9 protein-coding genes are annotated in these 11,828 nt (G+C 41.9%); 8 read left to right on the plus strand and 1 reads right to left on the minus strand.

The window, feature by feature from the left end; all coding sequences use genetic code 11:
• Positions 1-16 precede the first annotated feature (16 nt).
• The 6 genes from ACQ4KW_RS10445 to ACQ4KW_RS10470 all read left to right on the plus strand — a co-directional run bounded on the left by ACQ4KW_RS10445 (position 17) and on the right by ACQ4KW_RS10470 (position 8,370).
• Entirely contained in the window at positions 17-1,612 is a 1,596-nt protein-coding gene (locus ACQ4KW_RS10445) for a hypothetical protein (RefSeq protein ID WP_430886482.1), read from the plus strand.
• Positions 1,602-3,725 carry a TolC family protein gene (locus tag ACQ4KW_RS10450; protein WP_430886483.1) on the plus strand — a complete coding sequence of 708 codons (2,124 nt, stop codon included), beginning with the start codon at positions 1,602-1,604 and terminating at the stop codon, positions 3,723-3,725. The genes ACQ4KW_RS10445 and ACQ4KW_RS10450 overlap by 11 nt, the downstream gene beginning before the upstream one ends.
• The gene (locus ACQ4KW_RS10455; protein WP_430886484.1) at positions 3,722-6,346 is read left to right on the plus strand and encodes a stalk domain-containing protein; all 2,625 of its coding nucleotides are present in this window, start codon (positions 3,722-3,724) and stop codon (positions 6,344-6,346) included. The genes ACQ4KW_RS10450 and ACQ4KW_RS10455 overlap by 4 nt, the downstream gene beginning before the upstream one ends.
• Before the next feature lie 4 nt (positions 6,347-6,350).
• Positions 6,351-6,923 (plus strand): DUF4255 domain-containing protein, encoded by a 573-nt coding sequence (locus ACQ4KW_RS10460; protein ID WP_430886485.1) that lies wholly within the window; start codon positions 6,351-6,353, stop codon positions 6,921-6,923.
• A 4-nt stretch (positions 6,924-6,927) separates the two neighbouring features.
• Positions 6,928-7,707 carry a hypothetical protein gene (locus ACQ4KW_RS10465; RefSeq protein ID WP_430886486.1) on the plus strand — a complete coding sequence of 260 codons (780 nt, stop codon included), beginning with the start codon at positions 6,928-6,930 and terminating at the stop codon, positions 7,705-7,707.
• Between the two features lie 81 nt (positions 7,708-7,788).
• Complete coding sequence (locus ACQ4KW_RS10470; protein ID WP_430886487.1) at positions 7,789-8,370, plus strand: NUDIX hydrolase; 582 nt, start codon at positions 7,789-7,791, stop codon at positions 8,368-8,370.
• Between the two features lie 101 nt (positions 8,371-8,471).
• On the opposite strand, the gene ACQ4KW_RS10475 is transcribed toward ACQ4KW_RS10470, so the two are convergent.
• Positions 8,472-9,689 (minus strand): (Fe-S)-binding protein, encoded by a 1,218-nt coding sequence (locus ACQ4KW_RS10475; protein ID WP_430886488.1) that lies wholly within the window; start codon positions 9,687-9,689, stop codon positions 8,472-8,474.
• Between the two features lie 284 nt (positions 9,690-9,973).
• On the opposite strand from ACQ4KW_RS10475, the gene ACQ4KW_RS10480 reads away from it, so the two are divergent.
• Together ACQ4KW_RS10480 and ACQ4KW_RS10485 are read left to right on the plus strand one after the other, a co-directional pair.
• A complete protein-coding gene (locus ACQ4KW_RS10480; RefSeq protein WP_430886489.1) occupies positions 9,974-11,374 on the plus strand; it encodes a sulfurtransferase in 1,401 nt (466 codons plus the stop codon).
• Between the two features lie 2 nt (positions 11,375-11,376).
• Positions 11,377-11,763, plus strand: coding sequence for a hypothetical protein (locus ACQ4KW_RS10485; RefSeq protein WP_430886490.1), 387 nt, complete (start codon positions 11,377-11,379; stop codon positions 11,761-11,763).
• Positions 11,764-11,828 lie beyond the last annotated feature (65 nt).

The following is an 11,828-nucleotide window of genomic DNA, read 5'->3' on the forward strand; positions in this document are numbered from 1 at the left end:
CGCTTGGAGGCTTCCTATGCAGAATTTTTTCGACTACATCATAAAGGTATCGAGAAATGCAGTTTTAAGACCATTTAGGCTCTTATACAGGCAGATACGCAAGAAACTTTTCCTGAAAAACAGAGTGGGAAGGTTTATTAAGGGTGCTGTTAAGGGCATTCAAAAATCTGTTATGTATAAGCCCGATTCTAAAGAGGCCTATATTAAATTAGGACGCAAATATCTGTCAAAGCGCTTTGTCGTAATCATGTTGCTTATCTTAATCCTTTTGCCCATTGGATTTATATACTTTATCATGCCGTGGGCAGCAGGCAAGTTATATGTGCCAACCTACGCCATAACGGATGACCGCGTCAAGGGCTTTTCCGGCAAGGTTCATCTTGTCACAAACACTGGAAGAGGCCTGTATAGAGGGCAAATGAAAGATGGCTTTGCAGAGGGCTTTGGAACCCTTTATGACAAAGAAGGTCTAGTGCGCTATGAAGGCGATTTTAAGCAAGACCTCTATGATGGTCAGGGCAAATTATATATGGAAGAAATTTTGGTCTATGAAGGGGCTTTTTCAGCCAATCAATTTGAAGGCCGAGGGAAAGTCTACTATGAAAATGGACTTGTGGCCTATGATGGAAGTTTTATTCAGGGGGCTTATGATGGAGAAGGCAAGCTTTATAGACCTGACGGGACACTCATGTACAAGGGCGATTTTCAAGCGGGTTTGTATCATGGGTTTGGCATTGAGCTGGATGAAAATGGACAGGAAGTTTATAAGGGGTCTTATGAGCTTGGCAAACGATCTGGCAATGGAGAAATGTATAGGGCTTCAGGCACAACTCAGTACGATGGTCAATTTGAAAGCGGTCTGCCATCAGGGCAAGGTCTCATGTATCATGACAATGGAAGGCTGCGCTATAAGGGCACATTTGACAAGGGCCTTTTTGATGGGTCTGGTAAACTTTACACACAAGAAGGTCGCGTTATATACGAAGGTGATTTTACTGGTGGCACCTATGATGGAAGTGGTGAACTCTTTAGGCCTAATGGGCGTGTTTACTACGAAGGTGGTTTTAGAACCGGTTTATTTGAAGGTCAAGGGACTCTCTACGGCGTACTTGGCAATACCCTTTATGATGGAAATTTCCACAGGGGAGAATTTGACATCGTTCCACTCATTGGATCATCGTTATCAGAACTGGGAAGTCTGTTTAATGTGACGCCTCAGACGGTTCCACAAAAAGATGATGGCACAAATTATGTGATAGATTTTGAACCCTTTAATTTTTCTGTAAGATCTAGAGTCACTGATGAAGGCCCTGTTATTGATGGTTTTGTGTTTTATGGGGCTCAAAATTATCTGGATATAAATAGTGGAAGCCTTGATGAAGAGGCAGAGGTTCAGGTACAAGGTCCAAAACTCACCACAGACTGGGTGAATCCATTCACTGAATATGACTGGATTATGGCAAAGAACAGCCCACTTCTCGATAAGGACGGAGACTCAAGCTATTCACTTGAAACCTATGAATACGAGGGTTTGCTGATTACAATTACAAGAAATATGACAACAGGAGAAATACTCTTGTACGAGATCGGGGTGATTGCAGATGAATCATAAAACCTTAGCTTGTCGTACATATATAAGTCTCATATTAATAGTGGCACTGGCTCTACAAGTGATGATATTTCCCTTCACTGGAGAGCCTGTTTTTGCTGGAACAAGAATAAGCCTAGACAAGGCCATACAGCTGGCTATTCTCAACAGTGATGCCCTTGAAGAAATCAAACTGGACTTGCTTAAAAAAAATATGGAAAGACAGCAGGCTGTCGAAGGTCTTCGAGACATTCGAAAAAAAGAATCAACAGTTCGATTCTCCCTGCTCTTTAACATATCCTTTCCTGAGAAACACGCCATGCCAAAAGAAATTGAACTGATTATGAAAATTCCAAAAATAGATCATGAAATTGATATACTCAACCATAAACTGGCATTTAATCAACAAAAAATTAAGTTTGAAATTCAACAGGTTTATCTTGATTTGCTTCTGCAGCAAAGAACTATAGAGCGCCTAGAAGAACAAGTGGCTTTAGAAGAAAAGACCCAGGAACGACTAAAAAATGATTTGAAAAAGGGTATGGCAACACAAGAAGATGTGGATGGGGCCAAAGAATCAACGAAAACCTTAAAAAAACTCTTGGCCAAAGAGTCAAAAACCTTCTATTCTTTAAAAGAAAAATTAACGGGAAAATGCGGCGTCGATATGCTGAGCGTATCACAGTTCAATATGGACCTATATATGGCAGACTTAAACCGAAATGACATTACACCCCTAGTAAGGACAGCAACAGCTAGGGATTTCGACTTTTATTCTATTGTCCAGCAAAGGAAGCTGGCTGAGAAAAAGGTTGATGAACTTGTTGATATATATAGGGGACGGTATGGGTCTAAGGTCAATAGAATTATGCCTGAAATTCGAAAATCTAAGGCCAACAAAGCAAAATTCTTAGCGGCATATAACGCTATGCTTGACGACATTGACAGACCCTGGACCCGCGTTTTCAAAATCAACCTGCTCTTTTTTACCATTAGTATTCCCTTTAGATGGTTTCAGGGGGAGTATACTGCTCTAAGGTATTTTGAAGATCAGAAGTATGCTCTTTTTGTAGCAGTGCTCGATCGAGACAAGGTAAGGGTCACAGAATCTGCAGCAAGGGCCGAGCTTAAAGAAAAGGTTAAAGGCGCTTATGATGCAGTTAGAGAGCTGGAAGCGGCTTATAAGGATTCTATTGAAACCATAGAGCAAGAGACGGAGAATTATGCATCTGCATTCGAAAAGAACAAGTTGGGCACTTTAAGTTTTTCTGAACTTGAATCAGCAAAGAATGCCCTTATATCAGCAGAAGCAACGGCTTTATCCAATTTAGTCAACTACAATAAGTTTATTCACACCTTGGATTTCTATACAGTTGGTGGCCTTGATGGCAAGCTGACAGCCATAGATTTTGACTCTGGAGTATATGATTCAGGACAGTCGATTCCTGCATCTGCCGATCTTGGAACGGCAGCCCTTGAGAAAAAAGTGGACAAACCGACATGGGTGATTGAAGTCCCTTATACGGAATACAGGTTTAGCTTTGGTGTGTTTCTACCATCATCTATTGAAGCCACACATTTTCAACTGGAAATGGAAGATGGGCGTAAAATCGGAGGCAAAACGGAAATCAAAAAAAGACTGGAACATATGCCAATATTATTTTCCGATTCGTCTATTTTGAGGGTCAAGCTGTACAAAGACAAAGCCTTGATTTACAAGGCTCTATTAGATGGCACTGATTACTCTGGCACTTTAGAGCTTGAAGCTGTCGATCAGTCAGCTGATATAAATGCCCTAAGCGGGCAGAGTTTTGGCACATATAAGATCGTTGAGAATGACAAGACAGGCTTTAGCAGTCTGTATATAATCCCAGCCAAAGATTTTGGTGCAGATGGCTTTAAGTTGGTCATAAAGGAGACAGACAACAAGACAAAGACAGCCAGTGACACATGGCCGATTACAAAATTTGAAGATGGTCTGATTGGATTGACTTTTGTGATTAAAGACACCGAGAGCTACTCTTTAAAGTTTTACAAGGGTGATGAACCAGTGTTTACGGGGCGGCTTGAAAAAGGTGAGAATCCATCAAGTGGTCAACTTATTATAGAAAAGGCTGAAACAGGTGATGCATCATGACAAGAAAAATTTATGGAAAAAAATTCATTCGAACATTTATCATAATGCTGGTTTTCACATCAATGCTTGGCTGGGGGACTTACGGCGCCTTAGCTCGACCGGCAGCTGGTGATATTCCTCTTAAGTCATTAATAATAGGCACCTACATTATAGATTTTGCCGCTGTGAGCCCAACAAATGTTGAAACAGCAATAAAAACAGTGGAAGACTCGGGTCAGGATCAAATGTATTACAGATCAGAACTAACCAGTGGCGGGCTTTGGGTTAACATTACAAATGGAAGTGGTGTGGGGGATATTCTCGACACTTCTGAAACCGTTGTTAAAAATGCGGAAATTAACAGCCTGCGCTTAACCCACTGGATTAAAAATGATGGGGCTGTCTATGAACTGGGAAGTGGGAATAGAAAGACTTTTAGTCAGTTAAACCCTTTTGTTGATCCTATTGTTATGGATGGTATGGCACCGCTTGATACAGAGAGAGACAAACAGATTGAAATACTGAAAAACCTTGATGATGAAGATGACGGTTACACAACCGCACGTAATAAGAAGGCCATACTGGACACTGTCCTTGGTCCGCTAAACTCTGGTCCCCTTCAAGGTCTGGATGCCAAGGTGGATGCTATTGAAGCCAGCGCTGCGTCCCTAAGGCAAAATAAAAATGTGGACGTGTCTGCTGTGCATGCTGTGGATGATGCATTAAAAGCAGAGACAATAAATCGGGAACTGGCCTACCTGAATGAAGAACTCAAGAAGTTGACAGATGCTGGTGAGCGAGCGGGCACACTAGATTATGGGACCTTGTCAGATCAAATCTGGACTGCACATGGTAAAATAGCAGAACGTATTCGTGCCCTTGAGGCCGAGGCCAGCGGTGGAGAACCTGCAAGCCCCCTTGAAGCTGTGGCGCAAAGTGCAGGGGATAAACTGGCACAAGCTGCTGAATCGGGGAATATTGAAGCGATAATAGCCGCAGCAGAGGAAAAAGCCCTTTCAGATCAGTTGGCATTGGGTCTGCCTATAAAGTCGGAGGAGGCCAAGGCCATTTTAGAATCGACATTGGAAGACACTAAAAATGATGCTGTCTTGGCAGCCCTAAAAGGGACATCATTTGAATATGAAGCAGGGAAAAGAAATGGAGAAGGTCCTGCTGTGCTTTCGGAGATGCTTACTGAAGAAACAGAGGCAGTAAAAAGTGCTCTTGATAACTGGAAAGACCTAGTGGACATGCTCCTTGATGCCAGTGATGAAGATGCGGATAAGTCAGCAGTTTTAGCAGAATACAGTGAAGCTCTGACAACATTGATGGGAACATTGCCAGACACCGACATGAAACCGAAATTGACCAGTGAATTGGTGGATGCTCTTGGTGAGTCACAAGGTCAATTGTCGGCAGCGAGTGCAGATAACAATCCTGTCCTGCAGGCTCTATTAAATAATAAGGATCAGCAAGAGGCACAATTGGCTTTGATAAATGAAGCCTATGCCGATGCCCTTGAAAATGGCGATCTGGAGGGTGCCAATGAGATTTCAGCCTTAGCTGACCAATTGATTGTTTCCAGCGAAGCTTCCGCTGAAGCAGCCCTAGACAATTATTTTGAGGCTAAAAGTGATTTGGACACAGCTCAAGGAAAGGTGGATGCAATTTTACAAGGTTCAAGCGATGACGCCAGCGATGATTCGGATGATCAAGACGATAAATCCGATCAGGAAGAAGGCGGATCTGGAACGAGCGACGAGGAAGCTTCCGGTAAGACCACTGATGAGAATGAAAGCGGTAATGAAAGCGGTAATGAAAGCGGGACCAGTGACTCGTCAGATGAAGAAGACAGTGGAAGTTCTGCTTCTGGTCTTAATGATCAAGATTCTATTGATATGGTTGCCTTAACCAAAGCGATTGAGGAACTTGGTCAGGCAAGGGACGCCCTAGAAGAAGCCAAAGCGCTTCTAAGTCCTGAAGATTTGCAGCTTATTGAAGCCTTTCTTGACTTGGCCAGTGCGGTTGAAGTCTATGCACAGGAAGGCAATGGTGAAATGGCAAAGGCTTCGGCAGAAGCCCTTCAAGACATGCTTGCCGTCCTCCCTCAAGGGTTTGATGTAAAGACCATCTTAGAAGATGTGGTTGATCTACTTAACAAGGCCAAGGCTCAAGCCGCCCTTGAAGGTGACATGAGCGGCGCTCAGGACTTGGCGTCAGCACAGCTTATGATGAAAGAAGCCGCCCTTGGTGAATTTGCAGACGCCCAGCTTTCAAAAGACACGTCTGTTACAGATGTTCTGACAGGCACAGTGATTATTAAGCCAGATGCTTATCTCTCAAAAGGCGTAACTTACATTGGAATTAAGTCACTATTTGATCAGATCGGTGGACAGACGGTGTGGAATCCTGAGACACAAGTGGCACTAGGCATTGCCAATAAATCGAGTTTGGAAATCACTGTGGGATCACAAAACGCTGTCATCGGTGAGGATGAAGTGCCCATGAAGGGGCCGGCCCAGTTAAAAGATGGGAGGGCCTATCTACCGTTCAATACTGTGAGCCAATATATTCAAGAATACTTAGATGATAGATTCGATGGATTACGAGTCATAATACTACCACACCTGATAGGAGAGTGATGCAATGGGGCGCTATACAGTTATATCCGAAATCACAGAATCCCTGATAAATGTTTTAAGAGAGGATCTGGTGCCTGAGCCTGTTCGTAAAAAAGATTTGATAGCCGCATGCTCCCCTGGAGACAAGGCTGATATAAAGATTGGTCTGCACTTATACGATGTGCAGGAAAATGGAGAATTTGTCAATAGGGATAGGATACAGCGGTCATCAAGCAAATTGCAGTATCCGCCCATGTCATTGACCTTATTCTATATGCTGACAGCCTACTCCAACGCAGATCCACGAGATAGGGGCATAGATGCCCAGCGAGCCTTGGGCAGATGTATTCAGTCCCTTTATGACAAGGCCATACTTCCACCTGACAAATTGGTTGGATCCTTGTCGGACTATAATGAAAGCATAGAAATATCCAGACATAATATGACTTTTGAAGAAAAACAGCGGATATGGCATTTCCCAAATGTTCCCTACCAGCTAAGTGTTTTTTATAAAGTTGCCCCAGTTTTCGTTGAATCAACAAGGGTTAAGGACGTTACTCCTGTTTCAGAAATTGACATTTCCATTAAAGGCAGGTGATGATATGACAACATTTTGGAGCGATCGATCAAGAATAACACTGAAAACAGATTTGGTTCTTGAGCTTGTTGACAGCTTTACCAACCAGCTCATAGGGCCCTGTCGACAAAGATTTTATATTAACGAAAGGCCTGCAAAGGTTACACGCAATAAAAATGGTCTTATGGTATTTTGCAACTTGATTGACACACCTAAGACATTGCGCATTGAGTTTGATATATATCAGAACCGAGTCATTGCTTTTACAAAAGAAGAGATTGACACACATAGGGCTGGTGGCTATATACACAAAATACTTCGACTGGAACCTTCAAGACGGTATAATTTACCGAGCTGGGCAACTGTGGTTGTGGGACAGCTGGAGGACAACTACGCTAAAGATAGCATCTATGAGGCCATTGTGGCAGATGTAACCGATGTTTTCAGGATTAAAAAGACTTCTGAAGATGGCAAACGTGTTGATATTCATTTGACCAACAATGATATTATGCTGGGACGCCAGTTTTATGATGCAGACCTTCATCCTGTTGATGCCTTTTTTATTGTGGGAACAGAAAACAAGACATTCATCATTGAACCAGAGGCGAAAAAAAACCTTGAAGCCCATGCACTTCTTAGTGAAATTCGAAGTCTTTACATTGATGAAAATAATAAATTTATGCTTAGTTTAGCCAATGTATCTGGTGAGAGAACCTCTATAAAACTCTACAGGGATAAGCAAAAGATTGGGGAGTTTCAAATCCAGTCTGGCCAGTGGAATGATATTGGAGCCGTGGACTCTTAAAGTTTTAAATTCTTTTACTTGATTCTCAATCCACCTGTCAGCTACAATGAGTAGGTAGAGGATTGGGAAGGACTGGTTATTATGTCGTATTATCAAGAAATCAAGTCATTTACCCCTGCCAATGAGCAGGAGGCAAACGATAAAAGAGTCATTTTAAATTATATTGACCACTTTAAAAGCAATATTTTGACGAGGGAAAATGAAATCGCCCATATGACGAGCTCTGGTCTTATACTGAACAAAAGTCTAGATAAGATATTAATGATTCACCACAATATTTATCAGACCTGGGCATGGACTGGAGGACATGCAGACGGTGAAAGTGACATGCTCAAAACAGCTCTTAAGGAGGCTAAAGAAGAAACCGGACTAAAGGACATTGTTCCTTTTAGAAGGAAACTGGCCTCAATAGATATACTGCCTGTCTATGGTCATATGAAGCGGGGGCGATACGTTTCTGCCCACCTGCATTTAAACACATCATATGCCCTAATAGCCAGTGAGACTGAAGTTCCTGTGGTTAATGTAGAAGAGACCAGCGGGGTGCAGTGGGTGCCTGTCAATGATCTTTCGTCATTTTCCAATGAACCTTATTTAATTGATGTCTATATGAAAATTGTTCAATGGGCAAGAAAAAAATCAGAAGATGATAAAGGCTTATAAGCCATTGGTTTGATTTAAGAAAGGACCTATGCCACTGAGAGATGTTCCAGCAGGCAAGGCCCTTTTTGATTGGATTAAATTTTATGTTTTGATCTATATGCTTATTCAATATTTCCATTTTTAGTGCTATCAGACCGACTTTTTACAATGCGTCTATGCATCCATTTTTTTAAAGTGGTATGCTGTTCTTGCTCGAAGCCCCCTTCATAGTTTGGGGATGACATTTCACCAAATAATAGATCAAGGATATGGACCGCTTTTTTATCAGACCGATTGAGTGACTCAGCACATTCCTGACAGTAGGTCAGTATATGTTCGGTTTGAGCCTCCTTGGCCCTTTTTGATTTATGGGCTTCAGATAGGTCTGTATGGATTAAAGAAAGCATAGCACCAGAACCGCAACAGACAGTCAAATGTTTGTTGGCCTTATATTCGAAGAATTCAACTTGCATCAGATTGAGAACTTGTCGTACAGCCTCGTGAATATGTCCATGATGGCGTGTTGGACAAGGATCGTGCAGTGTGAAAGGCGGAAATTTACTGGAGCCTTTGTCAAGTCCTCTTCTATGAGAAGGTAGACCATCCCGCAGGTAGACTTCCCATATTGTAAGTACAGGAATGGTGGGAAACAGCTTTCTAAATGTGTTGTAGCAGTTCATGCAAAGGACTATAATTTCACTTGGCGCCAAAGCGTTAACTTCTTGGACCAAGGGCTGGGTGAAGCGTTTAAACTCTTTAATATTGCCAACACTTAAGGTGGGGTTGCCACAGCACTTCTTAAGAAAAATTGTTGGTGACTGGTCATTGAGAGCCTTATAAACAGAAGTGACAATGTTGGGACTATATGCTGAAGGACTACACCCTGGTATAAAGAGTCTGTTTTTAGAGTGGGCTGTGTCGTTCTTTTTTGATTTCACTGGTCTTGATGAAAAGGCCCTGGAAAAAGAGAGATTTTGATGGAATGACAGGGGCAATTTTCCAAAGGCTTTTGGATAGCCCATATGATGGATGATATCTTTTTTCAAAGCATAGAAAATGTTTTTCAGACTCACATTTTCTGGACAAACATGGTCGCAGTAGCCACACAATGTGCATGTAAATGGCATTCTAAGATTTTGGATATAATCAGAATCCTGATCGTGGTCACTGAAGTACTTTCCAGAGGCCAGTGCATAAAGAAGGTTTTTCGGGGAAGAACAATATGCCTTTAGCATGGGACACTCTTTCATACATGCGCCACAGCCTGTGCATTTGTCATGCTCTATTTTTATCAGGTTCATTTGCTCATCATTTATATATTCATATCTACTTGTTTTCATTTCTTCACCTATATTAGACTTGCTACTTAGCTATATGGATTAAACCTTGTCACATCCGATGTTTGACCTGACCTAAATTATACAGGGAAAATTCCAATACGTATAGTTTTGTGACGGTTATGACAAGATGTATAGAAAAAACGCATAATGTGTCAATGTGCATAAAAAAAGCAAATACCCTAAAGCTTTTCAAGTTTGCTAAAATAAGACCCGGTGATTCATTTGTTTTGCATCACTTGATAAGATAAAAAGAATCAGGATAACAAAACTATTGGAGGATGAAAATGAAAAAAATAATGACAATCATGCTTGCACTGGTCATGATGGTTTCTATGCTTGCAGGATGCTCGCAAGGACAAGAACAGGCAGAAAACACCAGCGAACCAGCAAGCGAAGAAAATGTAGAAACGACTACAGAAAACGCAAGTGAAGAAAGTGAAGCATCTGTAGCGACGGATGACAAGGTTATGGATTTAGAAACTTTCAAAACCCTTTTTAATGACCAAGCTTACCTTATAGTTGATACAAGACCAACTTATGCATTTAATGGCTGGGCTCTTGAGAACGAAGCAAGAGGGGGACATGTTGTTAGCTCAACGGTTTTTAGTGCTAGTTGGTTAAGCAAGCTTGAATCTGATGAGGCTATACAAGCAGAGCTGGACCGGTATGCAATCTCTAAGGACAAAACAATTGTAACTTACGGATACAGTGTGGAAACGGCAAAGCTTGTTGCTGATGCACTGACAGGCCTAGGGTATGAAAATGTTAAGGTATTAGATGCTGAATTTTCTGAAGTGGCTGCAGATGAGTCTATTGAGCTTGCATCTATGGCACACTACGATTACCTGGTTCATCCAAAGTGGGTTAAAGAAAACATGGACAATGAAGATGTGCTTGTTTACGAAGCAAGCTGGGGACCTGGCGACAAGTACAGAGAAGCGCATATTCCAAATGCAGCACACATTAACACGGATGATTTTGAAGAAGGTCCACTTTGGAACAGAAAGTCTGATGAGGAAATTGAGAAATCGCTTCTTTCAAATGGTATAACAAGTGACAAGACAGTTGTTCTTTATGGCGAAGACATTACAGCGGCTTCAAGAATTGCCCTCATATTAAAGTATGCAGGTGTTGAAGATGTTAGACTTCTTGACGGTGGATTAATGGCTTGGAAAGATGCAGGGTATGATCTTGCTAAAGGTGGAGTTGAAGTAACGCCTGTTGAAGCATTCGGTGTGACTGTCCCACAGAAGCCTGAGTATATTATAGACATGGATGAAGCGACACAACTTCTTGACAAAGAGGATGGACGTCTTGTAAGCATCAGAAGCTGGGCAGAATACATAGGTGAAACAAGCGGATATGACTATATTGAGGCAGCTGGCCGTATTGATGGCGCTGTATATGGTTATGCAGGTTCTGACCCATGGCATATGGAAGACTATAGAACACCAGACAATACTATGGTAAACTATGAGTACATGGCTGACCGTTGGGCGAAATCTGATATTTCAATGGACACTGTGAATTCATTCTACTGTGGTACTGGCTGGAGAGCTTCAGAAACTTGGTTCTATGCCCATGCAATGGGTTGGGAAAATGTTTCGGTGTACGACGGTGGTTGGAAAGAGTGGAGTGAGACTGAAGGCAGTCCAGTCGCTACTGGAGAACCTGCTTCAAACTAATTATGAAAAAAATCGTCGACAAAGCACTAAAAGTATTAAGCCTTGTCCTATTAATTGGGGGCACAGTGCTCGGCTTTTTAGCCACAAAAAAGATGGGTGTTCAAAGAAGTTTATATTATAGAAACACCCAGTTAGAAGCGTTTTTCTTTGATACAAAGGGATTAATTGGTCTGATAGTTCTGGGCGGTTTCTATTTCTGGATAATTTGGAAGGATAAAGACCGCTTGAACCCAGTTGAACTGGCCGTTTTTAGAGTGGCTGCAGGATTTTTGGTTCTGACCATACTCTTGTATGTTATGACGTCCTTTATGGGCGCCCCTTGGATAATGCTTGGTGCCTACGCATATTTTATTTCAGTATGTGTGGAAACCATCGGCAATAGACGCTAAGCGTATTTCTACGAATGCATTAAAAATTTAAAAGCGAGTTGCACTCATTAAAAGGGTGTAACTCG

Source organism: Tianxiuia mixotrophica, from assembly GCF_050596425.1.
Lineage (GTDB): Bacteria > Bacillota > Clostridia > Peptostreptococcales > Acidaminobacteraceae.

Bases quoted from the DNA above. Each gene is read 5' to 3' on its own strand.
- ACQ4KW_RS10475 (WP_430886488.1), bottom strand. From the start codon at position 9,689: ATGAAAACAAGTAGATATGAATATATAAATGATGAGCAAATGAACCTG.
- ACQ4KW_RS10460 (WP_430886485.1), top strand. From the start codon at position 6,351: ATGGGGCGCTATACAGTTATATCCGAAATCACAGAATCCCTGATAAAT.
- ACQ4KW_RS10485 (WP_430886490.1), top strand. From the start codon at position 11,377: ATGAAAAAAATCGTCGACAAAGCACTAAAAGTATTAAGCCTTGTCCTA.
- ACQ4KW_RS10450 (WP_430886483.1), top strand. From the start codon at position 1,602: ATGAATCATAAAACCTTAGCTTGTCGTACATATATAAGTCTCATATTA.
- ACQ4KW_RS10465 (WP_430886486.1), top strand. From the start codon at position 6,928: ATGACAACATTTTGGAGCGATCGATCAAGAATAACACTGAAAACAGAT.
- ACQ4KW_RS10480 (WP_430886489.1), top strand. From the start codon at position 9,974: ATGAAAAAAATAATGACAATCATGCTTGCACTGGTCATGATGGTTTCT.
- ACQ4KW_RS10445 (WP_430886482.1), top strand. From the start codon at position 17: ATGCAGAATTTTTTCGACTACATCATAAAGGTATCGAGAAATGCAGTT.
- ACQ4KW_RS10455 (WP_430886484.1), top strand. From the start codon at position 3,722: ATGACAAGAAAAATTTATGGAAAAAAATTCATTCGAACATTTATCATA.
- ACQ4KW_RS10470 (WP_430886487.1), top strand. From the start codon at position 7,789: ATGTCGTATTATCAAGAAATCAAGTCATTTACCCCTGCCAATGAGCAG.